The sequence below is a fragment of the Pseudomonas zanjanensis genome, assembly GCF_014268745.2.
Classification (GTDB): Bacteria; Pseudomonadota; Gammaproteobacteria; order Pseudomonadales; family Pseudomonadaceae; genus Aquipseudomonas; species Aquipseudomonas zanjanensis.
In genome coordinates this window covers 2,023,427-2,048,714 of sequence record NZ_JABWRB020000001.1, presented here as the reverse complement: position 1 = coordinate 2,048,714, position 25,288 = coordinate 2,023,427, and the positions used below count along the sequence as shown (strand labels likewise).

Annotated in this window: 23 protein-coding genes; 8 read left to right on the top strand and 15 right to left on the bottom strand. The window is 60.0% G+C overall.

Going from position 1 to position 25,288, the window contains the following annotated elements; all coding sequences use genetic code 11:
• Positions 1-64: 64 nt before the first annotated feature.
• Positions 65-640 (bottom strand): TetR/AcrR family transcriptional regulator, encoded by a 576-nt coding sequence (locus tag HU715_RS08535; protein ID WP_186705622.1) that lies wholly within the window; start codon positions 638-640, stop codon positions 65-67.
• A 72-nt stretch (positions 641-712) separates the two neighbouring features.
• Positions 713-1,687, bottom strand: coding sequence for a helix-turn-helix domain-containing protein (locus HU715_RS08530; protein WP_186705623.1), 975 nt, complete (start codon positions 1,685-1,687; stop codon positions 713-715).
• Positions 1,688-1,928: 241 nt separating this feature from the next.
• On the opposite strand from HU715_RS08530, the gene HU715_RS08525 reads away from it, so the two are divergent.
• The 5 genes from HU715_RS08525 to HU715_RS08505 all read left to right on the top strand — a co-directional run bounded on the left by HU715_RS08525 (position 1,929) and on the right by HU715_RS08505 (position 6,953).
• The gene (locus HU715_RS08525) at positions 1,929-2,462 is read left to right on the top strand and encodes a 2,4'-dihydroxyacetophenone dioxygenase family protein (protein WP_053121222.1); all 534 of its coding nucleotides are present in this window, start codon (positions 1,929-1,931) and stop codon (positions 2,460-2,462) included.
• A gap of 21 nt (positions 2,463-2,483) precedes the next feature.
• Positions 2,484-3,734, top strand: coding sequence for an MFS transporter (locus HU715_RS08520; RefSeq protein ID WP_186705624.1), 1,251 nt, complete (start codon positions 2,484-2,486; stop codon positions 3,732-3,734).
• 97 nt (positions 3,735-3,831) lie between these two features.
• Complete coding sequence (locus tag HU715_RS08515; RefSeq protein WP_186705625.1) at positions 3,832-5,100, top strand: carbohydrate porin; 1,269 nt, start codon at positions 3,832-3,834, stop codon at positions 5,098-5,100.
• A 56-nt stretch (positions 5,101-5,156) separates the two neighbouring features.
• On the top strand, positions 5,157-5,876 hold the full coding sequence (locus tag HU715_RS08510) for an SDR family NAD(P)-dependent oxidoreductase (protein WP_225917574.1): 720 nt from the start codon (positions 5,157-5,159) through the stop codon (positions 5,874-5,876).
• A gap of 201 nt (positions 5,877-6,077) precedes the next feature.
• Positions 6,078-6,953 carry a LysR family transcriptional regulator gene (locus HU715_RS08505; RefSeq protein ID WP_186705627.1) on the top strand — a complete coding sequence of 292 codons (876 nt, stop codon included), beginning with the start codon at positions 6,078-6,080 and terminating at the stop codon, positions 6,951-6,953.
• A gap of 2 nt (positions 6,954-6,955) precedes the next feature.
• Here HU715_RS08505 and HU715_RS08500 read toward each other — a convergent pair whose 3' ends face one another.
• The 4 genes from HU715_RS08500 to gabT form a co-directional block, all read right to left on the bottom strand.
• Positions 6,956-7,381 (bottom strand): VOC family protein, encoded by a 426-nt coding sequence (locus tag HU715_RS08500; protein ID WP_186705628.1) that lies wholly within the window; start codon positions 7,379-7,381, stop codon positions 6,956-6,958.
• Positions 7,382-7,569: 188 nt separating this feature from the next.
• The gene (locus tag HU715_RS08495) at positions 7,570-8,058 is read right to left on the bottom strand and encodes an Lrp/AsnC family transcriptional regulator (RefSeq protein WP_008146530.1); all 489 of its coding nucleotides are present in this window, start codon (positions 8,056-8,058) and stop codon (positions 7,570-7,572) included.
• Positions 8,059-8,104: 46 nt separating this feature from the next.
• Positions 8,105-8,761, bottom strand: coding sequence for an HAD family hydrolase (locus HU715_RS08490; RefSeq protein WP_186705629.1), 657 nt, complete (start codon positions 8,759-8,761; stop codon positions 8,105-8,107).
• Between the two features lie 89 nt (positions 8,762-8,850).
• A complete protein-coding gene (gabT, locus tag HU715_RS08485; RefSeq protein ID WP_186705630.1) occupies positions 8,851-10,143 on the bottom strand; it encodes a 4-aminobutyrate--2-oxoglutarate transaminase in 1,293 nt (430 codons plus the stop codon).
• Positions 10,144-10,429: 286 nt separating this feature from the next.
• On the opposite strand from gabT, the gene HU715_RS08480 reads away from it, so the two are divergent.
• From HU715_RS08480 to HU715_RS08470, 3 genes are all read left to right on the top strand, one after another.
• The gene (locus HU715_RS08480; protein ID WP_186705631.1) at positions 10,430-11,356 is read left to right on the top strand and encodes a 2-hydroxyacid dehydrogenase; all 927 of its coding nucleotides are present in this window, start codon (positions 10,430-10,432) and stop codon (positions 11,354-11,356) included.
• A 238-nt stretch (positions 11,357-11,594) separates the two neighbouring features.
• Positions 11,595-12,452, top strand: coding sequence for a GNAT family N-acetyltransferase (locus tag HU715_RS08475; protein ID WP_186705632.1), 858 nt, complete (start codon positions 11,595-11,597; stop codon positions 12,450-12,452).
• A gap of 36 nt (positions 12,453-12,488) precedes the next feature.
• Complete coding sequence (locus HU715_RS08470; protein ID WP_186705633.1) at positions 12,489-13,193, top strand: cupin domain-containing protein; 705 nt, start codon at positions 12,489-12,491, stop codon at positions 13,191-13,193.
• Between the two features lie 445 nt (positions 13,194-13,638).
• Here HU715_RS08470 and HU715_RS08465 read toward each other — a convergent pair whose 3' ends face one another.
• From HU715_RS08465 to HU715_RS08425, 9 genes are all read right to left on the bottom strand, one after another.
• A complete protein-coding gene (locus HU715_RS08465) occupies positions 13,639-14,718 on the bottom strand; it encodes a tartrate dehydrogenase (protein ID WP_186705634.1) in 1,080 nt (359 codons plus the stop codon).
• Positions 14,719-14,752: 34 nt separating this feature from the next.
• Positions 14,753-16,210 (bottom strand): NAD-dependent succinate-semialdehyde dehydrogenase, encoded by a 1,458-nt coding sequence (locus HU715_RS08460; protein WP_186705635.1) that lies wholly within the window; start codon positions 16,208-16,210, stop codon positions 14,753-14,755.
• Between the two features lie 131 nt (positions 16,211-16,341).
• Positions 16,342-17,499, bottom strand: a complete 1,158-nt coding sequence (argE, locus tag HU715_RS08455; protein ID WP_186705636.1) for an acetylornithine deacetylase — start codon at positions 17,497-17,499, stop codon at positions 16,342-16,344.
• The gene (locus HU715_RS08450) at positions 17,496-19,337 is read right to left on the bottom strand and encodes an ABC transporter ATP-binding protein (RefSeq protein WP_186705637.1); all 1,842 of its coding nucleotides are present in this window, start codon (positions 19,335-19,337) and stop codon (positions 17,496-17,498) included. Before HU715_RS08450 ends, argE begins: the two co-directional genes overlap by 4 nt.
• A gap of 1 nt (position 19,338) precedes the next feature.
• Positions 19,339-20,214, bottom strand: a complete 876-nt coding sequence (locus HU715_RS08445) for an ABC transporter permease (protein WP_186705638.1) — start codon at positions 20,212-20,214, stop codon at positions 19,339-19,341.
• The gene (locus tag HU715_RS08440) at positions 20,211-21,167 is read right to left on the bottom strand and encodes an ABC transporter permease (RefSeq protein WP_186705759.1); all 957 of its coding nucleotides are present in this window, start codon (positions 21,165-21,167) and stop codon (positions 20,211-20,213) included. Before HU715_RS08440 ends, HU715_RS08445 begins: the two co-directional genes overlap by 4 nt.
• A gap of 40 nt (positions 21,168-21,207) precedes the next feature.
• Positions 21,208-22,854: an ABC transporter substrate-binding protein gene (locus HU715_RS08435; protein ID WP_186705639.1), complete on the bottom strand. Its 1,647-nt coding sequence runs from the start codon at positions 22,852-22,854 to the stop codon at positions 21,208-21,210.
• 83 nt (positions 22,855-22,937) lie between these two features.
• On the bottom strand, positions 22,938-24,212 hold the full coding sequence (locus tag HU715_RS08430) for an NAD(P)/FAD-dependent oxidoreductase (RefSeq protein WP_186705640.1): 1,275 nt from the start codon (positions 24,210-24,212) through the stop codon (positions 22,938-22,940).
• A 36-nt stretch (positions 24,213-24,248) separates the two neighbouring features.
• Positions 24,249-24,917 carry a haloacid dehalogenase type II gene (locus HU715_RS08425; RefSeq protein ID WP_186705641.1) on the bottom strand — a complete coding sequence of 223 codons (669 nt, stop codon included), beginning with the start codon at positions 24,915-24,917 and terminating at the stop codon, positions 24,249-24,251.
• Positions 24,918-25,288 lie beyond the last annotated feature (371 nt).

The window sequence follows — 25,288 nt, the reverse complement described above, 5'->3', positions numbered from 1 at the left end:
GCAAAAAAAAACGCCTCGGTCATTCGAGGCGTTTTATAGGGATGCGTTGTTGCGGTGCGATTGCCTAGTGACACGGGGGCGCTGCGCGTAGTCCTTCCAGGAGAATATCGAACCCGGACGATGGTGCATAAGCGTCGCTCAGTGCCCAAGAAACGAAGCTGTTGCCTTCCAGTGCATTGAGGATAAGCCGGGCGACGTGCACCGCGTTGAGTTCGGCCTTGAGCTCCCCGACGGATTGACCTAATGCAATATTGGCCTGCAGCCACACGAGGTGGATCTCGAAAAAGTCTCGGGTCAACGCCTGCAGACTGTCGGGCAACGCGAGCAGCTCTGCGGCCAGGGCTCCGCACAACGGCAACATGCCTTCGGTGCTGCTCTGGGCGAACATGAGCGCAAACGCTTCGAGACGGTCGATCACACCGGCATTGTCTGCGTTGATCTGCTCCAGTTGATTCTTGAAACGGAACAGATAGCTTTCGACAATCGCGATCGCCATCCCTTCCTTGGTAGGGAAGTGGTGATGAATACTCGCCTTCTTGATGCCAATTTCAGTCGCGAGGTCGGCGTAGCTGAACGCTGCATAGCCTTTGGTCCGCAAGAGGATTTCAGCGCTGGTCAGGAGGTCGGAACGTGTACTCATGAAGCGGTATCCAGATTTTATCAATCGGCGATCATAAATGAGTCATGCCGCAGAAGACAGTCCGCAACCTGGCTAAGCGCCCCCCGCCGTTGCGCGCACGTCGCTGGGAGTGCGGCCGAAGTGCGTCTTGAAAGCCCTGGCAAAGTGCGCCTGGCTGCTGAAGCCCTGCTGGTAGGCAACTTCGGCAATGTCCAGTCCTCTGCCCTCCCCGCTGCTCAGCACCTGAAACGCGCGCTGCAAACGCTTCTCCAGAATAAACCGATGGGGCTGGGTGTCTTCCATGGCGAACAGCCGTGCCAAGTGTCGCGTAGAAACGCCGGTTTGTGCCGCTACTCGCTCACAGCTCAGTGTAGGGTCGGCCAGTTGCTCGAGGATGCATTGCTTGGCGGCCAGTAAGTAAGAAGTGCTAAGCGCATTGATTCGGCGATTACCTACCTGGCCAGCAATGATATTGCCCAACAGTTCAAGGACCTCGTCTTGATAGTTGTCTGCCCCCTGGCTGAGGGGCTGCTCGAAAAATACGCCGGTGCGCTCACTCAACGTGCGTAAGAGCAAACGCTGCGTGCCGGTGTGTGTGCTGATCTTCAGTGCGCTATCAAAGCGACGCAAGCAGTGGGATGCAAAAACGTCCTGGGGTATATCGAAGATAAATTTATGCATCGAACTGGAGAAGCCAAACAGGTAGGGTTTGTCGGTGCGGTACACCATCAGCTCACCAGGTTCCAGCAAATGACAGGTGCCGTTTTGAAAGAAAAACGACTCACTGCCTAAGACCAGCGACACGAATACCGACTCTTTGGGTACCGTGCGAATCATTGAGCCATCGCGCTCGATGACATGCTGGTTGCCGACAATATGGGCGACTCGAAGTCGTTCCAGACTCAGGTTGTCCTCCCGCGCATTGAACCCGGTTTCGCTGAAGGATGAGCACTTCAGCCCCACCAGTGTCGATGCGTTGTACTGCTCCCAGAATGCCAAGCGCTGATCAGGTGGATAGTCATCGGTACTTGCACGCCGGGTGTCGAGCAAGGGGGGGGATTTGACCATTTTATTGTTCTCGTTTTATGGACTGCTCAACCCCGCGCAAGGCGGACCATGGGGGCATGCAGAGCCTCATTAACAACCGCCCCAAGCGCGCTGTCAATCAATGGCCGGAACAAAAGTACGGCGACTGTGCGAGGAAAAGATATCCGTCCGATGCGGACAACAATGACGTCTGTTTCGATCAAACCGCCCCGCGTTCCCCGCCTTAGAGTGGCCTCCGTACTCCAACAATCAGAGGCCCGACATGCCCGAATTAGCCCGCAACGAATTTTGGAAAGACCTGCAGCCCATCGCGAACTGCTTCAAGCCCGACGCCAAGCCCGAGGTTTATTTGCCCAATGCCGCCAGTGATGATTTGCGGCTTTATGTCCCTTTCACCGAGACCGTTTCTTCACGCCCCCTGTGGATCTCCCCCAGCGAAAACCGTTGGTGCGACATCTTGATGTCCAGTCGTGCCGGCCTGGTCAATCGCCACTACCACCCACACGAAGTGTTCGCTTACACGCTTTCGGGCAAGTGGGGGTATCTGGAACACGAATGGACCGCCACCGCTGGCGACTTCGTTTATGAGACGCCGGGTGAGGGGCACACCTTGGTGGCCTACGAGCATGAAGAACCGATGCGTGTGTTCTTTATCGTCAAGGGGCCGCTGATCTGGCTCGACGATCAAGGCGAGTCCACCGGTTATTTCGATGTGCACTCCTACATCGCCCTGTGCCGCGAACATTACGAGAAGGTCGGCCTGGGGGCTGACGCTGTGGACCGCCTGTTCCGTTAACCCGTGCTACGGAGAACCACCATGGCTCACAACAATAATAAAGCCAGTTATGAAAATACCCTGCTCTGCGTGCTGTTCCTGACGTTCGGTTTTGTGTTCTTCGACCGTCTGGCCCTGTCCTTTCTGTTTCCGTTCATGGCCGATGAACTCCAACTGAGCAACAGCCACCTCGGCATGTTGTCTTCGGTGCTGGCATTGGCCTGGGCGATTTCCGGCACGCTGGTGGGTGCCTGGTCAGACCGTCGGGGTGTGCGCAAACCGCTGCTGATTGTGGCGGTCATCCTGTTCTCCCTGTGCTCAGCCCTTTCCGGGCTGGTTTCAGGTTTCCTCAGTCTGTTGCTGTTTCGCGGCATCATGGGATTGGCCGAAGGGCCCATCCTGCCGTTGTCCCAATCGATGATGGTCGAAGCATCGTCGCCACATCGACGGGGCCTGAACATGGGCTTGCTACAAGGGTCGGCGGCAGGCCTGTTGGGGGCGGTGATTGGCCCTCCGGTCCTGATCGCTTTGGCCGAGGCCTATGGTTGGCGGCATGCCTTCATTGTGTCGCTGCTGCCTGGCCTGCTCATCGCCTGGCTGATCTGGCGTTACGTGCGTCAGGATGAACCACGCCCAGCGCCAGTGAGCAGCGCCAAATCCACGGGGCATCGTCTGGCGTTGCTTAAAAGCCGCAACATCGTGCTGTGCACGTTGATCAGTTGCGTATTTCTGACGTGGTTCGTCATCTTGATCTCTTTCACGCCGACGTTTCTCGTCAGTGTCCGCGGCTATAGCGCGCCGAGCATGGGCACGATCATGAGTTGCCTGGGCGCTGCCTGGGTCATGTGGGGATTTGTCGTGCCGAGCATTTCCGACCGAATCGGTCGACGCCCGACCCTGGTGCTGTTTTCGCTGATCGCCGCGTGTTGCCCGATAGCGCTGCTGTTCGCTCCTTCGCCCATGGTGCTCGGCGTTTTAATGGTGCTCACCTTCACCGGGCTTGGCTGCTTCACACTCTTCATGTCCACCATTCCGGCCGAAACAGTCCCGCGAGAAGTGATGGCCACCGCACTGGGCATGATCATGGGCGTTGGCGAGTTGGTGGGCGGTTTCGTGGCGCCTACCGTCGCCGGATTTGCCGCCGATCAATTCGGTCTGTCGATTGTCATGTGGATCTCCTGCGGCGGTGCCTTGCTCGCGTCGGGCTTGTCCCTGCTGCTCAAGGAAACGGCGCCCGCCGTACTCGAGCGCCGATCACGCGTGCGCTCACCGGCCCCGGGACATTCGCTGTGAACACTCAACAACGGAAGCCGCGGTGATCGAGGCTCATCACCGACACCACACCGCTGCGTCTGCTCATCACAACAACAATAAAAATGAGTTCCTGACCATGAACCCGATCATTCGTTTGTCCGCGTTTTTGTTCCTGGCGTTTACCTATTCCCATGTTTGGGCACAAGACCGTGAAGGTCCGTTGGCTGAGTTGGGCGAACAATTGGCCGGCTACGGCATCGAGCCCCATGTGCAATTCACCAGTCTGGCCATGAAAAACCTTGATACCGGGCCTCGTCCCTACAGCTTCGGTAACAGCGGTGATCTTTACATCGGGGCGGACATCAATCTGGCCACACTCGGCGGTCTCGACGGTGCAGCCCTGCACTTCGAACAAACGGTATTCATCCTCGACAAAGGCACCGGCCAACCCACCGCGGGTAACTGGCAAGGCGCCGCAGGCAGTTATTTTGCCGGGGCTCCTTTGCACAACGATATCGCCAGCAACCAGTTGAGTGTCCTGACGTTCGAACAGAAAGCACTCGACGACCAACTCGATATGCACATCGGACGTACGAATGGCCGGCGGTATTTCTACATCTATAACTGTGAAAACACCGTCACCTGCAACGATCCGATCCTGGACGCATCAAGCGGTATGCTGCCGCCGCCCTTCGGCGCCTGGGGCGGTTACTTGAAGTACCAAGTGAACCCTGGCCTCTATGTGCATGCCGGGGCGTTCGAATCCAATCCGGTGGATTACCTGAAAGAGCGTAAAGGCCTGGACTTCAGCACCAACGATGCGAGCGGCACGAGTTTCCTGATGGGGATTGGCAGCAAGCCCGGCGACGACACCACCCAGTACGAACTCAACGCCTACTTCAACTCGTCCAAGCAGGTCGATCCGTTAACCGGCACCAGCGAGCACGGCACCGCCGGAGGCTTCTTCAAGTTTCGCCAAACGTTGTGGCGCAGTGGGCAACAGGGAATGCAGGTCTTCGGCTCGCTGTCGACGACTGCAGACGATAAACAACCCTTCAACCACTTCGCTGAAGCCGGGCTCACCTACCTGGCGCCTTTTGATCGAGCCCAGGACAAGCTCAACTTCAAGACCAGCTACCTGCAAGTCAGCTCTCACCAGTTGCAGTCCCAACAGCGCCTGCGCGTAGCAGCCGGTGGGGACCCCGAACTGGGCGAACGCAACGTCTACGCACTGGAAGCCAACGGCCATTTCGCCTTGACCCGCCATTTCGCTATCGAACCCAGCATCCAGTACGTGATCAACCCGGACAACTACTACAACCCGGGCGCGACGCAATTGAGCAACAACGGTTTTGTGGTTGGCCTGCAACTGATGTTAGACGTGGGCTCCGCGCTGGGCCTATGAGCGCATCACAACAGCAACGTTTTTACTGACCTTAAGAGGCAATGACGACTATGTTCATGAGCAATCTGTTTGAAGGCAAGGTCGCGCTCGTCAGCGGCGGGACCTCGGGAATCGGCCAGGCAACCGCCGAGTATCTGGCACGGCACGGCGCCAGAGTCGTAGCGATTGGCCTGGGCTCCGATGCCACCGTCGTCGCCGACGGGGTCCAGCTTGATCTACGAGAGGTTAACGTCACCGACGATGACGCGCTCAAAAGCGTTATCCAAAACCTCGACCGCCTCGACATTCTGGTACCTGCCGCTGGGGGAACGCTGGGCGAAAAGGAGATGGAGTGGGAGGCCTTCAACCAAGTGTTGTCGGTTCAGCTCAACGCCGTCTACCGGCTCATCAGCCTCGCGTACCCGCTAATGGCGAAGCAAGGCGGATCGATCATTAACATCGCGTCGATGTTTTCCTATTTCGGCGGCGGCAAGCTCGTGGCCTATTCAGCGGCGAAGGGGGCAATCGTGCAGATTACCAAGTCTCTGGCCGAGGCCTACGCCCCCGATAATATTCGTGTGAATGCCGTGGCGCCGGGGTGGATCACCACCCCGCTGTTGGCGAAAATCGATGATCAACCGAGGATTGACCGCCTGTTGTCCCGCACGCCCATGAAACGTTTTGGCAGTGCTGAAGAGGTCGCCAAGGTGATTGCCTTTCTGGCTTCCGATGCCGCGTCATTTGTGAATGGGGTGGTACTACCGGTCGATGGTGGATATCTGACCACTGCCATCTGAATCGAAACCCTCGCCAATGGTGTAGACAGGGATCAAGCAACAGGCCAGCCCGAGCAGCCGCTCACGAACGGGCTGTCGTGGCCTGGGCAAAATATCATGCCCCCACGGTACGGGGGAGCCTGATCACCAACGCATTGAGTCGCACTGCAAACGTAAAAAAAATAAATATGTCTCCCATCGAAACAACATTATTATTTTCGAATGATCAAAGAACTGAAAACACTTATAGCGGTGGCAAGAGAAGGCACTTTTGCTGCGGCGGGCAACAAGATTGGGCTTACCCAAGCCGCTGTCAGCGCGCAGATGCAACGGCTTGAAGCGGAGCTCGGAGTTGAATTGTTCGACCGTAAGGGACGCTCCGCCCAGCTGAACCGCATGGGGCATCAAGTTCTGTTGCAGGGCCAGGAATTGGTGCGCCAGTTCCAGAGCCTGGGGACAACATCGGTGGGCCTTCCGGCCGATGTGTTGATCACCCTGGGTGCAATTGCCTCCGTTCAACGCTCCTTCTTGCCGCAAGCGCTCGCGCAATTCCACCAACGCTCCCCGCAGTGCAGGACGCGAGTGGTCCCCGGTCTTTCGATGGAACTGGTGAACCAGGTCGATTCAGGTGAAATCGACATGGCCGCGATCATCCGCCCGCCTTTCTCACTGCAGAGTGATCTGCGCTGGACAACATTGGCCCGTGAACCGTACCGCTTGATCGTGCCTGCCGATATGCCGGGGGACGACTGGGCGGAGTTGTTATCAAGCCAGTCTTTCATTCGGTACGACCGTTCATCTTTCGGCGGGCGCCAAGTTGATCGCTTTTTGCGAGAAACCCATATTCCATTGCATGAAGTCTGCGAGCTCGATGAGCTGGATGCGATCATCAAGCTCGTGGCAAACGGAGTCGGCGTGGCCTTGGTGCCGGAAACCACACCCCACCATGAATGGCCTGCCGGGGTGCGCCCCATCGACCTGAATCAGCGCACCTTTCATCGCGATATTGGCCTGGTTCATCGTGCACGCCGCAGCCTCACCGAGCCGGTAAAGTTATTGATTCAGCTGATTACCGAGCAGGTTCTGAAAAAGCCGTAGATTTATTTTGCGAAGAGCTGACTCATATCCTTGAAGGCTTTGAACTCAAGTGCATTACCACAGGGGTCGAACAAGAACATGGTGGCCTGTTCCCCCACCTGCCCTTTGAATCGGATGTAGGGTTCAATGACGAACTTGGTATCGAAGGTTCTCAAGCGCTCGGCCAGCGCTTCCCATTGTGCCCATTCCAGAATGATCCCGAAATGAGGCACCGGTACGTCGTGACCGTCTACGGGGTTGCTATGCACACTTTCTTGAGAAGCGGTTTTAGGGTGCTCATGGATGACCAATTGATGGCCGTAGAAATCGAAGTCGACCCACTGGGTGCTGGAGCGCCCTTCGGAAAGACCAAACACTTCACCGTAGAATGTGCGTGCGGCGGCCAGGTCATACACGGGGATTGCGAGGTGGAAAGGAGAAAGACTCATCGGGACTCCGGGCTGCAATTTTTATTGATTTCCAAACGGACAACGGGTTCGCTGTCTGCCGGGCTTCTTAGGCCATATTTATGCTAAGGCCGCGCACGCCTAAGAAAAATCAATATATATTTTCTACAAGCACAAATTTTTTTGTTGCTTGTGAGCAGTCCAAAAGCTCGGTTTGCCGCCAGAATCCATCAGTGACGCAACAACCTACGCAACGGCACCCCATCCTTTAGCACCGGGGACTTGATGACGATGTAGCTGAAGTACTTGGAAATGCCGATGTTCTTGTCCAGCAACCCTTCGATGACTTCCTGATAATGCTGGATGCTGCAGGTCATGAAACGCACGAGGTAGTCGTAGCCGCCGCTGATCAAATGGCACTCCAGTACTTCATCGACCAAGCGGATATTGGATTCGAACTTGGCGAAGTCCTCGCGCTTGTGGTCGCTCAGCGTGATTTCAGTGAAGACCGTGACCGAGTCAGTGATCTTGGCCAGGTTGAGATGAGCCCTGTAGCCGGAAATATAACCCGCCGACTCAAGCCGCTTGACGCGCTGCAGGCATGGGCTGGATGACAGCCCCACGGCATCGGCGAGACTGACGTTGGTCATTCGACCGTCCTTTTGAAGTTCAACAAGGATACTGATATCAATTCGGTCTAGTTTTATTAAACCTTCCATCGTGTACCCCTCGGTTGTCTTCAGGTTGACAGTGGTTTTAGCAAATTCAACGGCGCAAAGATAGCTGATGCTGAGCGACCAGGTCGGCCATGCTGGTGATGTAGAAATCGGCAGAATATTCTTGATTATCAGGCTCATGGCCACGGCGGATCAGGCACAGGCCCGCTGACTTTGGCGCTTGTGCAGGTGGCCTGGACACTTGCATGATGTTTTCTGGCTTGAGCGCGTTCGCCTGCAGCCATGCCTCATCTTCCAAAGGATTGTTAGCCCGGGAATGCAGGTCCTCGGGAGGGATTCCCAAACGCTCGCAGAGCGGGTCGCGATCCTCGGCATCGCGGTCGCAGTACACCAGCAACCGATAGAATTTGCGCAGGTACAACATCGCGCCGGGCGCGTCCTCGAACAGCGACCAGTTGCCTGCCGAACGGGCAAAGCTCATGCCCTCCTCCCAACTGACCTTGAGCCCCAGGCGCTCTGCCAGTTGACGATGGGCAAAGCACAACAAACCACTGAAGCCGAGTTCGGAGAAACGCGGATAAAGCCCGCGCACCGCCGCGTCGAATTCCGCCAACACCGCGTCCCTGTCTGGCGTGCCCGGGTGGTTGTCGAGCACGGGTTGCAGGGCCGTCCAGACACCGGAGTCCCTATCGACCAGGACTTCGTCGCAATCGATCAGCAGCGCGCGATATTCAGTCAGGTGCATGTGTCGCCTCCCATGATGCATTCATCAATCCATCTGCGCTAAATGCCCTCGGTCAGCACCTCGTTACAGGTGCCGACCGAGACCTGAGATTAATCCAACACGCGTAGCAAAGCTGCTTCAAGAATATTCAGTGCTTCGTCGATCTGGCTTTCTTCGGTGACCAAGGGAGCCAAGAAGCGCAGGACATTGCGGTACACCCCGCATTTGATCACCAACAGCCCGCCTACCCTGGCCTGGTCGATCAGTTGCTGGGTGAGTTCGGCGTCGGGGCTGCGGGCCTCATCGTCCTTGATCAATTCGATGGCGAGCATGAAGCCGGTGCCGCGTACGTCACCGATACGTGGGTGACGTGCCTGCAAGCGCAGCAGGCCCTGACGCAGCCGCTCGCCCAATGCCTTGCCGCGCTCGAGCAGCTGCTCCTGTTCGTAAGCTTCGATCACCGCCAACGCCGCCGCACACGCCAAGGCGTTACCGCCATAGGTACCACCGAGGCCACCGGGCAAGGGCGCGTCCATGATGTGCGCACGCCCCACTACGCCGGAGATGGGCAAACCACCTGCCAGGCTCTTGGCGACGGTGACCAGGTCCGGCTGAATCCCGGCGTGCTGGAAACCGAACCATTTGCCGGTACGGCCGAAGCCGGTCTGGATTTCATCAAGGATGAGCACGATGCCGTGTTGCTCGGTCAGGGCCCGCAGCGCCTGGAGAAACTCTGGCGGCGCGGACAGGAAGCCGCCGTCGCCCTGCACCGGCTCGATGATGATCGCTGCAACGCGATCCGGAGCGACTTGGGTCGCCAGCAATTCGTTGAGGGCCTGCAACGCCATTTCGCTGCTGAAACCGCGGTAGGCATTCGGGTACGGAGTATGGAAGACCTCAGGCGCGAGGGGACCGAAATTCTGCTTGTAGGGCTGGCTCATGCCCGTCAGCGTCGTACCCAGCAAGGTACGCCCATGGAAACCGCCACGGAAGGAAATGATGGCGGGACGATTGGTGTGGGCGCGGGCGATCTTCACCGCGTTCTCCACCGCCTCCGCGCCGGACGTGAACAGCGCCGCCTTGTAGGCTTGCTCGCCACCCACCAGCTCGCACAGGCGCTTGACCAGGTCGAGGTAGGGTTTGTAGGCCACGACCTGGAAGCAAGCATGGCTGACCTTCTGCAGTTGGGCCTGCACCGCCGCGACCACCTTCGGGTGATTGTGGCCAATGTTCAAGACGCCAATGCCGCCGACGAAGTCCAGATAGCGCGCCCCGTCCACGTCCCACAGCTCGGCACCCCGGGCCCGGTCGATGACCAGCGGATGCGCGGTGACCAGACCCCGTGGCACGAATTGATCGCGTTGACGGAGCAAGCTTGGGGTTTCTTCGACTTTACTGTTCATGGCATCTCCCACAGTGAACCAGGCAACCGGGAAACGGTTGCGATGTGTTCCACAGGTTAAGCGTTCGACGCAATTGTCTAAGCCGAACTTAGCCTCTGGGAAATTCGGATCGACTGTTTTCACCCTGGCAAACAGCAGATTCCTTCAGCCGCCTCCAGCCCCATGGAATCTGCCGGCAAACGCCCCATACAACGCAGTGTCGCCGGATTACGCAGGCTCTTTTGATACATCCTGCTTTACCACTCGGGCATGCTGGATATTCCCTATCCTTTACGAGAAGTGACCCATGGCCCTGCTTTATAAAGCCGACCCGGTACGCGGCGAACAATGGAAGCGTCTGTTCGCCGAGCACGCGCCGGATATCGAATGGCGTGCCTGGCCGGACATCGGCGATCCGAAGGACATTCGCTACCTCGCCGCTTGGCAGGCGCCGGACGACCTCGAAGCACTGTTGCCGAACCTTGAAGTGCTGTTTGCGTTGTCGGCCGGGGTCGACCAGCTTGACCTTGATCGCCTGCCGATGCCCCTGCCGGTGGTGCGTCTACTCGATCCTGGCATCACCCGGGGCATGTGCGAGTACGCCAGTTTCGCCGTGCTCAGCCTGCACCGGGATATGCTTCGTTATCGTCAGCAACAGCTCGCCCGGTGCTGGCAGGCGCACTTGCTGCAACCGGCGGCCCAGCGTCGGGTCGGTGTCATGGGGCTTGGCATGCAGGCCCAGCAGATCCTGGCCACCTTGAAGACCTTTGGTTTCGCCTTATCTGGCTGGGCACGCAGCGAACACACTATCGTTGGCGTGGATTGCTTTGCCGGTGACGAACAACTCCCGGCGTTCCTCGGCCAATGCGACATCGTGATCTGTGTCTTGCCATTGACCGAGCAGACCCAAGGGATTCTCAACCGTCAAATGTTCCAACACCTGCCCCAGGGCGCGGCGCTGGTCAACATGGGCCGCGGTGGGCACCTGGTAGAAGCAGATCTGCTTGAGGCGTTGGCCAGCGGCCAGCTCAGTGCCGCGGTGCTCGACGTCTTGCAACAGGAGCCGGCCGCACCGGATCACCCGTTCTGGCAACATCCGCAGATATTGCTGACGCCGCATATCGCGGCGATGACCCAACCCGAAAGTGCCTTTGGCGTGCTGCTGGACAATATCCGTCGGCATCAACGAGGCGAATCGATGCTCGGCCAGATTGACCGCCAGCGACGTTATTGACCCGCATCGCCCACGCGTCGACGAAAAGCACCGACGAAAAGCACCGACGAAAAAACCGCTGATATTTGCTGCTGGGCCGGCTGCGGATTTGAGCAATAACTGCGGCGCGTGAAGCCGCAACTTATGCAATCTACCGAATCGATGCCGGCCTCTTGTCAGGCCTGGCGGCAGGTGAGATACCAATCCTTTCAGCGGAGAAATCCGACCGGTCACGCTCCCTTGTCCATGGAGATCTGTCATGTCCAACTCGCAACGCCCTGTCTATGCCTATCGCCCCATGACCGCTGCCGATGTGGCGGCGGCCCATGCCTTGTCCGTGCAGTTGAAATGGCCCCACCGTTTGGAAGACTGGGCCATGCTGCAGCGTGCCTCCCAAGGTTTTGTCGTCGAGGACGAAGGGCGTTTGATCGGTACCGCGTTCACTTGCCCGCAGGGTGATTACGCCACGATTGGCCTGGTGATCGTCAGCGATGAGTACCAGGGCCAGGGCATCGGGCGCAGATTGATGGAACTGGCGCTCGAAGCGTGCGGTTCGCGGACCGCCGTGCTCAATGCGACGCTGGCCGGCGCGCCCCTTTATGCCAGCCAGGGATTCGTTGACTTTGGGCATATCCAGCAGCATCAAGGGAACGTATTGCCCCCTGCCCCCACGGACCTGCCATCCGGTGAGCGTCTGCGCCGCCTGACCGACACCGATCGAAACGAGGTGATCGAACTCGCCAATGCCGGCAGCGGCCTGGACCGGCATGCCGTGCTCAACGATCTGTTCGACAGTGTCGACGACATCGTGGGCATCGAGCGCGATGGACAACTGCGCGGATTCGCCATTCTGCGTCCCTTCGGCCGCGGTCGTTACATCGGCCCGGTCGTGGCAGAAAATCCAGAGCAGGCCAAGTACCTGATCGCAGTGCTATTGGCGCAAGTACCGGATGCTTTTGTGCGCATGGATGTACTGCCCGACAGCGGCCTCGGTCCGTGGCTGGAAACAGCCGGGCTGAAGCAAGTCGACACCGTCGCCCAAATGGCCCGCGGGACCCCGCCCCAGGCCAGCGGCGGCGTGCACCAATTTGCGCTGGTGACCCAGGCCATCGGCTGATCCCCCCATACCGTCCACTCCCGGAGAAACACCCTCATGCGAGAACCCACTGCCGTGCTGTTGGCCCATGCCAACGGCACTCCCGCGTCAACCGCATTCACCTCCGGCTCATTGGGAGCCAACGATCCTTTTGACCGGCAGATCGCTTATGTCGGGACGGATGACATGGCTGCCGGCATCGTCCAGGCGAGCGGGCCATTCAGCGTCGATGCATACCCCTACAGTGAAACGATCGTGGTCCACGCGGGACACGTCACCCTGCAGAGCCAGGATCACTCGCTCGAACTCAATCCGGGTGACAGCGCCGTGATTGCCCGCGGTACATCGGTTCGGATCGAGGCGCAACCTGGCTCGCTCTGGGCATTCTGTGCCGATATCCAGCCTGTTGAAGTGGGTAATGTCGGGCTGACCGCTTTACCCCCGCACACCCTGCTGTCCCCTTCGACGCCACCGCCTGAGGAATTTTTGCTGAGCCCGACACCGCAATGTCGCTCGAACAACTTGTTCGTCGAGGACGCGACCAACCTGCGCATCGGCATTTGGGATTCGACACCTTATGTCCGTAGGGCGCGGCCCCATACGATGCATGAGTTGATGTACCTGGTCGAAGGCAGCATCATTCTCCAAGTCGATGGGACCCAACTGGCGGTCAACACGGGCGATACAGTGTTCGTACCGCGAGGCGCTCCCTGCGCGTGGAAGAGCAGTGTCTATGTGCGCAAGTTCTATGTTTGCAAGTGATCGCCTGGTGTAGCTTTTCTTGGTGTGAATATCCGTTAACCACGAGGCGGCCTTAAAGGCGACCTGGCTCTCCCAGTCGTACACCCATCAGATCCGTGGGAGCAAAGCTTGCTCGCGATAACGGTGGTTCAGTCGCATGGATGCTTGGCTGACTGGCCTCATCGCGAGCAAGCTCGGCTCCCACAGTGGTTCTATGTTGGACATGAATGTTGTGTTCACTGAAGATTGCATGTGGGAGCGAGCCTGCTCGCGATTGCGATGGCTCATTCAATGAAAATATTGAAGGTGCCGGCCCCTTCGCGAGCAGGCTCGCTCCCACAGGGAAACTGGGCGCATGTGTGTTAAGTGTCTGCCGAAAGTCCAGTGTGGGAGCGAGCCTGCTCGCGATGGCGGTGGTTCAGTCACATGGAGGCTGGGCCTGCTGGCCTCATCGCGGGCAAGCCAATCAAAGCGCCATCGCCACAGCCAGACCCACCTCCTGAGTCGAACCCTGCCCGCCCAAATCAGGCGTAATCGGCCCCTCGGCGATAACCTGCTCGATAGCCCTGAGAATCCCATCATGAGCCGCACGATAACGCTCATCGCCATTGCCAAGGAAATCCAGCATCAAGGCCCCAGACCAGATCATCGCAATCGGATTAGCAATGTTCCGCCCATAGATATCCGGCGCCGAACCATGAACCGGTTCAAACAGCGAGGGAAAACGTCGCTCCGGGTCGAGATTGGCCGACGGCGCGATGCCGATGGTGCCAGCGCAGGCCGGCCCGAGGTCGGACAGGATGTCGCCGAACAGGTTCGACGCCACGACCACATCGAAACGATCAGGCTGAAGCACGAAGCGCGCACACAGAATGTCGATGTGTTGCTTGTCCCAGGTGACGTCCGGGTACTGCTGCGCCATGAGGGCCGTGCGTTCGTCCCAGTACGGCATGCTGATGGAAATGCCGTTGGACTTGGTCGCCGCGGTCAGGCGCTTGCGCGGCCGGGTCTGGGCCAGGTCGAAGGCGAACTTGAGGATCCGGTCCACGCCACGGCGGGTGAACACCGACTCCTGCAGCACGAACTCGTGCTCGGTGCCTTCGAACATCTTGCCGCCAATCGAAGAATATTCGCCCTCGGTGTTTTCGCGAATCACCACGAAATCGATGTCCCCGGCTTCGCGCCCTGCCAACGGGCACGGCACACCGGGAAACAACCGCACCGGACGGATATTCACGTACTGGTCGAAGTCCCGACGAAACTTCAACAGCGAACCCCACAGGGAAATATGATCCGGCACCTTGTCCGGCCAGCCCACGGCGCCAAAATAAATCGCGTCGAAGTCCTTGAGCTGCTCGAACCAGTCGTCGGGCATCATCTGCCCGTGCTCCAGGTAATAATCGCAGTTGGCCCAGTCGAGCACTTCAATGCTCAAATCCAATTGCCATTTCTTTGCGGCCTGCTCCAATACCCGCAACCCTTGCGGCAAGACTTCCTTGCCAATGCCGTCGCCGGCAATCGCGGCGATTCTGAATGGTTTGCTCATCAACCGTGCCTCCTCTCTTCAAACGCTGACCGGATCACAACCCACCCATGTGGAAGGCTTTGACTTCAAGGAATTCGTCCAGGCCGTACTTGCTGCCTTCACGCCCCAGGCCCGATTGCTTGATCCCGCCAAAGGGCGCGACGTCCATGGAAATGAGCCCGGTATTGAGACCGATCATGCCAAACTCCAACGCCTCGCCGAACCGCCATGAGCGGCGCAGGTCCTGGGTGAAGAAATACGCGGCCAAGCCATAAGGCGTTGCGTTGGCCGAGGCCAGCGCCTCTTCTTCAGTGCGAAAGCGCATCAGCGGCGCCACCGGGCCGAAGGTTTCTTCGTTGGCCAGCAGCATCCCGGCATGGGTTTCGCCGAGCACCGTCGGCTGGACGAACTGGCTGTCGCCCTGGGGAATCTCACCACAGAGTAGACGCGCGCCCTGGTTCAACGCCTCGTCAATGTGCCGAGCGACCTTGCTGACCGCCGCCGCATTGATCAGCGGGCCTATGTTTACGCCGTCATCCAGGCCATCGCCGACCTTGAGCTTGCCCACCTCCTCCACCAGGCGCTGGGCGAAGCGCTCGTAGATCCCGTCCTGCACCAGGATTCGGTTGGCGCAGACGCAGGTCTGTCCCGCGTTGCGGAATTTGCTGAGCATGATGCCGGTCACCGCCTGTTCCAGGTCGGCGTCGTCGAACACGATGAACGGCGCGTTACCGCCCAGTTCCAGGCTCAAGCGCTTGATGTGCTCCGAACTCTGGCGCATCAGCAGCCGACCGACCGCGGTGGAACCGGTAAAGGAAAGCTTGCGCACCGTTGGGTTGCCGGTCAGCTCTTCACCAATGCCGACAGGCATGCCAGTGACGACATTGAACACCCCGGCGGGGATGCCGACCCGCTCGGCCAGCACGGCCAGGGCCAGGGCCGACAGTGGGGTCAGGTCTGATGGCTTGACCACGATCGTGCAGCCGGCGGCCAGGGCCGGCGCGCACTTGCGGGTGATCATCGCGTTGGGGAAGTTCCAAGGGGTGATCGCGGCGCAAACGCCGACCGGTTGCTTGAGGGTCAGCAAGCGGCGGTCACCGCTGGGGGCCTGGATGGTTTCGCCATAGACCCGCCGGGCTTCCTCGGCAAACCATTTGACGAAGCTGGCGCCGTAGCGAATCTCGCCCTGGGCTTCCGTCAGCGGCTTGCCCTGTTCGCAGGTCAGGATCAACGCCAGGTCGTCGAGGTTGTCGATCATGGCCTGATACCAACGATCCAGCAGCGCCGCCCGTTCTGCCGCCGGACGTGCACGCCACGCCGGCCAGGCACGGTCGGCGGCTTCGACGGCGCGCCGGGTTTCGCTGCCTTGTATTGCCGGTACCCGGGCGAGCACTTCGCCGGTGGCCGGGTTGATGACGTCCAGGGTCGCGGCGTTGTCGGCACCGACCCACTGACCATCGATGTAAGCGAGTTCTACCAGCAGGCTGGGGTCTTTCAGGCGATTCTTGAGCATGGCGTGGAGTCCTGTTCTGAGACAGTCTCCAGTCTATTGAGTCACCATGGATGAGGATGCTGAAAACGCCGGTCCTACAGCCGTCGAATGCTGAAAATCAGTCTTCGACGGCAGGCTTTACCGTGACGCGATCAAACGCGCATCGAGCCCAACAGCCCCTGCAGAAAACGCTCGCCAGCGACGAGCTGGCTGATCTCGATGAACTCGTCAGGCTTGTGCGCCTGTTCTATCGAGCCTGGACCGCAGACCACCACCGGCACGTCCAAACGTTGCTTGAACAACCCGCCTTCGGTGCCGAACGAGACTTTGGCGGTGCCGGTGTCCGGGGCGGCAAAGTCTTTCAGGAAACGCACCGCTTCGATGCTCGGATGGGTATCGAGGCCCGGGTAGACATTCAAGGTCTCGATTTCGATGGCGGCCACGCTGGAAAGCTTCTTGGCTTCGCTCACGATCAGTTCGGCCCGCTCGCGCATCTGTTCGAGGAACCCGTCCAGGTCGTCCGCTGGCAGGTTGCGCACTTCGAAATCCAGGGTGCACAGGTTGGGCACGATGTTCAGCGCCTTGCCGCCGACAATCTGGCCAACATGCACCGTGCTGTAGGGCACGTCGTAATCGGTGTCCCGTGCCCCCTGCTCTTGCAACTGCTGCTGGCTCTGGCGCAGTGCGGCGATGAAATCGCAAGCCACGTGAATCGCATTGACCGAACGCGGTGCGAGTGAGGAATGGGCTTCCAGGCCGCGGCAGTAGGTGCGGTAGGAACCCTTGCCCTTGTGCCCGAGCACGAACTGCATATTGGTCGGCTCGCCGATGACGCACAGAAACGGCCGAACCGGTGCCAGGTGCAGCACATCGAGCAAACGACGCACCCCCACGCACCCGATCTCTTCGTCATGGGACAGCGCCAGTTGCAATGGCCGGTTCAATGGCTGCTCGCTGGCATCGAGCATGGCGTCGATGGCCAGTGCGATAAAACCCTTCATGTCGCAACTGCCCCGGCCATAGATCCGCCCGTCCCGCACCGTCGCCTCAAACGCCGGGACGGTCCAGGCCTGCCCCGCCGCCGGCACCACGTCGGTATGACCGGACAAGAGGATCCCCGGCACGTCCCGGGGGCCGGTACTGGCAAACAGATTGGCTTTCTGGCCGCTTTCATCCTGGACGATCAGCGACTCGATGCCCTTGGTCAGCAGCAGATCGCGCACGTATTCGATCAAGGCCATGTTCGATTCCGACGAGACGGTATCGAAGGCCATCAGCCGTTTGAGAATCTCCAATACACGGGGTTTCATGCGTATGCCGCCACGGTCAGATTGTTCGATTGCTGGGTTTTCATCAGTTCGGCGCTATCGTGATGGCAGAGGATCTCACTGCCGCCGACAATCATCCGCCGCTGCGGCGCGACGCAATTGCACAGCCCGTCTACCCGTACCGGGCAGCGACTGAGGAAGGTACACAGCCCGGGCACATTGGCTTTCGGGCCAACGGGCGGCAGCGTCTGGCAAGTCGTTGCGCCGCAGGTTTCCAGCCAGCCCTGGCGCAGCTCCGGTACGGAATGGATCAACAGGTCGGTATACGGATGGAACGGCGCCTCGGCATAGGATTGGCGGCTACCGGCCTGGACCTTGTGCCCGCTGTACATCACCACGATGTCGTCGCACAAGGCGCGCACGGTGGAAATGTCGTGGCTGATGAACAGATAAGACACTCCCAGTTGCTGGCGCAGATCGCGCAGCAGTTCGAGAATCGCCGCGCCGACGACGGTGTCCAGCGCCGAGGTCACTTCGTCGCAGAGGATCAGGTCCGGCTTGGCCGCCAAGGCCCGGGCCAGGTTGACCCGTTGCTTCTGGCCGCCGGACAGTTCGTTCGGGCGTCGGTCCGCCATCGTGCGCGGCAAACGCACCAGGTCCAGCAATTCGCCGATACGCTCGCGCAACGCCGCGCCCTTGAGGCCGAAGTACATCTTCAGCGGACGGCTCAGGATCGTGCTGATGCTGTGCATCGGGTTGAGGGCAGTGTCGGCATTCTGGAAGACCATTTGAATGCGTCGGAACTGCTCATTCGTGCGCGACGACAGGCTGCCGCCCAGGGGCTGGCCATCGAAGGTCAGCCCGCCAAGGGCCGGCACCAGCAATCCGGCCACGACCCGTGCCAGGGTCGATTTGCCAGAACCCGACTCGCCAATGACGCCAATGGCCTGGCCTCGGCGAACCGTCAGGTCGATGTCTTCCAACACCCGAATCGCTGGCATGCCCTGGGCGTTCTTGTTGCCGTAGCCGGCGGTCAGCCCTTGGATGGTCAGCAGTGGCGTGTCCTGGGCGATGTCGCTCGGCGGACGGATCGTCGTGTCCGGCCGCGCCGCTGCCAACAAGCTGCGGGTGTATTCGTGGGCCGGAGCCTTGAGCAAAGGCGCCGTGGCGCTGTGTTCGAAGATTTCGCCGCCATTGAGCACGACGATCTGGTCAGCCATCTGCGCCACGACGGCGAGGTCGTGGGACACATAGACGGCCGTGGCCCCCCGTTCACGCACCACTCGTTTGAAGGCCCGCAGTACATCGATCTGGGTCGTCACGTCCAGGGCCGTGGTCGGCTCGTCGAGCACCACCAGCAACGGATCGCTGATCAGCGCCATCGCCGCCATCACCCGTTGCAGTTGCCCACCGGACACCTGGTGGGGATAGCGCTGGCCGATGCGTTCAGGGTCTGGCAAGGCCAGGTCGCGGAACAATTCGACGGCCTTGGCCTCAAGCTCTGCGCTACTACCCAGGCCATGAATCAGGGCGCCTTCCACCACTTGGTCGATGAGTTTCTTCGCCGGGTTGAACGCTGCTGCAGCGCTCTGGGCGATATAGGAGACCCGATTGCCGCGCAACTTCTGCAACTGGCTTTCGCCCAACGCCAGCATGTCATGCTCGCCGATTTGCACGACGCCGCCCGCCAGCCGACACCCGCGCCGGGCATAACCGAGCAGCGCCAGGGCGATGGTGGTCTTGCCGGAACCGGACTCGCCGATCAACGCCAACACTTCGCCTTTTTCCAGGGAGAAGCTGACGTCCTTGACGATGTCCACCTCGCCGCGTTCGCCACAGGCGACCACGCGCAGGTCCTGTACTCGAATCAACTCGCTCATTTCAATGTCCTCCCGAACGTCGGCTACGTCGCGACGACAACCGGTCGATGAACAGATTCACGCCGATGGTCAGGGTGCCGATGGCCAGTGCTGGAATCACAATGGCCGGTGCCCCTTGATTGAGCCCACCGATGTTCTCGCGCACCAGCGAGCCCAGGTCGGCATCCGGCGGTTGCACGCCCAGCCCCAGGAAACTCATGCCACTGAGCAACAGCACGATGAAACCAAAGCGCAGGCCCAGGTCCGCCAGCACCGGGTTGAGGATGTTCGGCAGGATTTCCACGCAAGCGATGTACAGCCGGCGCTCGCCCCGGGTACGGGCCACTTGCACGTATTCCAGGGCCTCGATATTCACCGCCATGCTGCGGGCGATGCGGAAGGCGCCGGGGGTGTAGCTCAACACCGCCGTGCAGATCAGCAAGATGACCGAAGAGCCGAAGGCCGAGACCATGATCAGCGCGAGCATCTTGCTGGGGATCGAAATGAACGCGTCCATCAGGCGACTGATCAACTCATCCAGCCACTTGGGCGACACCACCGACAGCAATGCCAGACTGGTTCCCAGGGTGCTGGACAACACCGCGGCCACCAACGCCAGGCCGACGGTGAAGCGCGCGCCGACGAGGATCCGGCTGAGCATGTCGCGGCCCAGGTAATCGGTGCCTAACGGATACGTGGCGCTGAGGCTGTCGAACACGTTGTCGGAGACCACCTCCCCCACCGGATGTGGCGCCAGCCAAGGGCCGAAGATGGCCACCAGCAACCAGATCACACACATCGCAGCACCGACCAGGCCCAGCCAGGACTTGGCGTGGGCGTCTTTGCCCAACCCCAGCGCAACGGCCGCCGTCGGGGACTTCACAATGAGGTTGTTCATTGGTTTCTCAGCCTCGGATTGGACAGTATCGCGCACAGGTCGGCAATCAAGACCAACGCCAGGTACGCCGTACAAAACAACATGGTGCAGGCCTGGACCAGGGCCATGTCGCGGTTGGTCACGGCATCGACCATCAGGCTGGCGATGCCGGGATAGTTGAAGATCGTTTCGACGATCACCACCCCGCCCAACAAGTAGGACAGGCTCAGGGCGATGGCATTGGCGATGGGGCCGATGGCATTGGGCAAGGCATGCCGAAGTACGATGCGGATATTGCTCACGCCTTTGAGCCGCGCCATTTCCACGTAAGGGCTGTCGAGCTGATCGATCACCGCCGCCCGGGTCATGCGCGACATTTGCGCGACGATCACGCAGCACAGCGTCATGACCGGCAATGCGTAGGTGCGCATGAATTGCCAGGGTGAGGTGATGTCACTGGCGTAGGACAGCGCCGACAACCAGCCCAGGTTCACCGCGAAGATCAGCACCGCCAAGGTGGCGACCAGGAATTCCGGCACCGCCACCATGGTCAAGGTGAAGAAACTCAGGAAGCTGTCGATGCGCCCGCCCCGGCCCATGGCCGAACCGATGCCCAGGGCCAAGGCCACAGGCACCGACACCAACGCGGTGGCGGCCGCCAGCATCAACGTGTTGGGGACCCGGCCGGCCATCAGATCGATGACCGGCATGGCATTGGACATGGACATGCCCAGGTCACCGCTGAGCAGGCTCGTCAGCCAGTGCAGGTATCGCAACACACCGGGCTGGTCCAAACCCATTTTCGTCCGCAGGGCCGCCACCTGTTCTGGCGTGGCGAACTGCCCCAGCGCCTGTTGCGCCGCGTCTCCCGGCAGTACCGCCGTGATGGCGAATACCACCATGGAGACAATCAACAAGGTCACGGCCGCCGCCCCCAGGCGGCGGCCAATCAACCAGAGTGTGTTGCTGTTCATCATCCGACCCTCATGCAATATGGCCCAAACCCGACGTTCATCAGGCGTCCAGCCAGACTTGCTCGGCAAACATGTAGCCCATGAAACCGCCCAGGGGGTTGGCGCCGTAGCCCTTGACGCGCTGATCGGCACCGTCGATGTTGCTGATGAACACCGGGACGCCAATACCACAGTGCTCATGCACCAGCACTTGCATGTCACCGTACATCTTGCCGCGCTTGGCCTCGTCGGTTTCACCGCGGGCCTGGATCAACAGCTGGTCAAACTGTTCGTTTTTCCAGCCGGATTCATTCCACGGCGCACTCGACTGGAAGAACTGCGAGAACAGCATGTCGGCATTCGGCCGTGGGTTGATGTTGCCAAAGCTCAGCGGGTGCTTGGCCCAGTGGTTGGACCAATAGCCATCGCTCGGCAGGCGGTTGACGTTGAGCTTGAGCCCGGCCTCCTTGGCGGACTGCTGCAGCAACACCGCGACGTCCACCGAGCCGGTCGCCGCTGGCGAGCACATCAGCGGCATGCTGATGTCTGCCATGCCGGCCTTCTTGAGCAGGAACTTGGCCTGCTCCGGATCGTAGGCCCGTTGCGGCAGTTCGGCGTTGTAGAAGCGTGCGCCGGGGGCGATCGGATGGTCGTTGCCGACCCTGGCGTAACCCCGGAAGATCGCCGACTTGACCTGTTCCCGATCCAGCAGCAGCTTCATGGCCTGGGTGAATTCCGGGCTTTTGCCAGGCATCTGGTCCTGACGAATGATCAAGTCAGTGTAGTTGCCCGACGGTGAGTCAATGACCCGGTGCTTGGCGCTGTCCTTGATGCGAGTGGTCGAGCGCGGGTTGACCTCGTTGACGATGTGCACGTCCCCTGACAACAGGGCGTTGATCCGTGACGATTCGTCGGCGATGCCGATGAATTCGATCTCGTCCAGGTACGGCAAGCCGGGTTTCCAGTAATTGGTATTGCGCACGCCAATGGAACGCACCCCAGGCTTGAACTCCTTGACCTTGAACGGACCGGTACCGACGCCCTGGCTGAAATCGCTGGTGCCCTCTGGCACGATCAACATGTGAGAAACGGCCAGCACCGACGGCAATTCAGCGTTGGGGCCGGTCAACTGTATCTGCACTTCATGGGTGCCGACGGCTTTGACGTCAGCGAACTGCGACGCCAGCGGCAAGACCTTGGAGCCGGTGATCGGGTCCTTGTGCCGCAACAACGAAAACACCACGTCGGCGGCGGTCAGTGCCTTGCCATTGTGGAAGGTCACTTCCTTGCGCAGGCTGATCACCCAGAGCGTGGCGTCGGTGGTTTCGATACGCTCGGCCAGTTCCAGTTGCGGCACCATGTGGCTGTCGAAACGCGTCAGCCCGTTATAGAACATGTAGTGGCGCACATAGTCGGTGGACGACGAACCTTTGGCCGGGTCCAGGGTGTCGGCGGTGGAACTGGTCGAGCCTGCGACACGGATGCGACCGCCAGGCTTGCCTTTGCCAGGGGTTGCGGCCTGCTCATCGGCGAACAACTTGCCGGCGGCGCCGAACAGGCTACCCGCGCTCGCCACCGTCACCCCGGCCAATCCGAGCATTTGCAAAGCATTGCGGCGCGACATGCCGCGATTGAGCCCTTCGAAGATGCGCAGACTTTCCGTACCTGTTATCAGCTGGGTGTCGATACTGTTTTTTTTGTCAGTCATGTCAGTTCTACCTTTCGGAAGTGATAAGGCTCGATGGCTCGCGATTAACGCAATGTGTTGAAACGTGAAGCGTCCCCCGCCACTCAGTGCAAATAGTCTTGAAGGCGGTAATACGCACCGACCAGGGGCAGGAACCAGGGCTTGCCAAAATGTCCGGGGATGGCTGGCCAATCGAGCTCGCGCCAAGGGTTGGCCTCGACCTTGCCGGCCATGACGTCGGCCATGACTTGGCCCATGTGCACCGACATCTGCACGCCATGGCCGCTGTAGCCCATGGAGTGATAGATGCCACCGTGCTGGCCGGCCCGGGGCAGTCGGTCGGACGTCATGTCCACCAGTCCACCCCAGCAATAATCGACCTTCACGTGAGCCAACTGCGGGAACATCCGCACCATCGCCGCATGCAGGACTTTGCCGCTCTTGGCATCCGACACGCTGTCAGACATGGCGAACCGCGCACGCCCGCCAAACAGCAGGCGGTTGTCCGGCGTCAGGCGAAAGTAGTTGCCGATCATGCGGCTGGTGACATAGGAGCGATGGGCCGGCAGCAAGTTGTCGATCAGCGCCTGGGGCAACACCTCGGTGGCGATCACGAAACTGCCCACGGGCACGATCCGCCGCCGATACCAGCCCAACCCACCCTGCTGGGAGGTGCCAGTGGCCAGCAGGACCTGCGTGGCGTGGAGCGACCCTTTGGTGGTATTGACCCGATAGCCACCGGCGCTGGCTTTCCAGTCCGTGACAGACACGCCCTGGAAGATCAACGCGCCGTGACGGGCTGCGGCTTCGGCCAACCCGACCCCGAAACGCCCGACATGCATCTGCACGCCGTTGCGTTGCAGCAAGCCGCCATGGAACTGGGCCGAATTGACTTCAGCGCGGGTCTCCTGGGCAGACAGCAACTCGACCTCGGCATCGACCTCCCGCCGGATCAATTCGCAGGTGCGCGCCAAGCCTTCGTAATGCAGGGGCTTGGCCGCCAGCTTGAGCTTGCCATTGCGCTTGAGGTCGCAGGCAATCTGCTCCTGCTCCACCAGCGAGACAACGCTTTGCACGGCGCTTTCATAGGCCTGGTAATAGGCGCGTGCTTTATCGGCGCCGAGACTGGCGCTCAGTGCCGCGTAGTCCTGGGCAACGCCGGTATTGCATTGGCCGCCATTGCGCCCCGAGGCTTCGCCAATGACCCGCCCGCCTTCCAGCACCACCACATTGGCGCCCTTCAAGGCCAGGGCCCGGGCCGCGGCCAGGCCAGTGAAACCACCCCCGACGATGGCCACGTCGACCTGCCCGGGCAACGCACCGAGCTGGGCACCGGTGAATGCCGGTGCGGTATCGAGCCAGTAAGACTCACTGCCCATGTCTAACCCCTTATGCCTTGAAGAGTGCCCAGAGACTCAGAGCCCGACCAGACCGGCCAATCCGCCGATGTCCGGGATCTGGTGGTAGCTGTAGCCAACGTTCCCAGGCAGCTCATGACCACGGGCCACGAACGCTTTGTTTTTGATCTTCATGTCGTCGGCCGACATCAGGTCATAACGGAAGCTCGAGGACACGTGCAGGACATCCTCCGGCCCGCAGCCGAGGTTATCGAGCATGAACTCGAAGGCGGCCAGGCGCGGCTTGTAGGCTTGGGCTTGTTGAGCCGTGAACACTTTATGGAAAGGCGCGCCGAGCTTGTCGACGTTGGACATGATCTGCTCGTCCATCGCGTTGGAGAAAATCACCAGGGGGATCTTGTCGGCGATTTTCGACAGGCCTGCCGGTACATCAGCATGGGGGCCCCAGGTCGGTACGGCGTCGTAGTAGAGCTGGCCTTCGCCTTTGTACTCGACGCCCCAACGCTTGCAGACCCGGGCCAAGGCAGTCTTGAGGATTTCATCATATGGCCGCCAGTCACCCATCACCTGGTCCAGGCGATAGGCCGAGAAATCCTTGACGAACTGGTCCATCTGCTCGGCAGGGACCCGATCGGCGAACAGCTCGCGCGTCATGGTGCCCATCTGAAAGTTGGTCAACGTGCCGTAGCAGTCAAAGGTAATGAACTTGGGGCGAAGGAAGCTCATGAGTGCAGTCCTGAGTGATGGTTGAGGTCATGAGGGGCAAGCAGTTGCGCCGTTCTGCAAGGCTGGGTGCAACGCTGCATCACGGATTTATTACAGCATCATGAGACCGTGCATAAACGGTTAAAAGTATAGGTCGCTTGGCACAAACCACCGTTTTTCGGGGCCTGCTCAGCAGACTGTGCGGGATGCGCCAAGCGCGGGCATTGGCACCGTTTTCAAGGGATTTACGGGCGCAAATGGTGCGCAAAAATCCACGTAAGCCGCTGTATGCGGCAGAATCTACGCCCGCGCTACCCCTGCAAAAACAAGAACGGGCGCCTCCCTTTCAGGAGGCGCCCGTTCATGGTGTCGTGGCTTGGAGATCCTTTGTC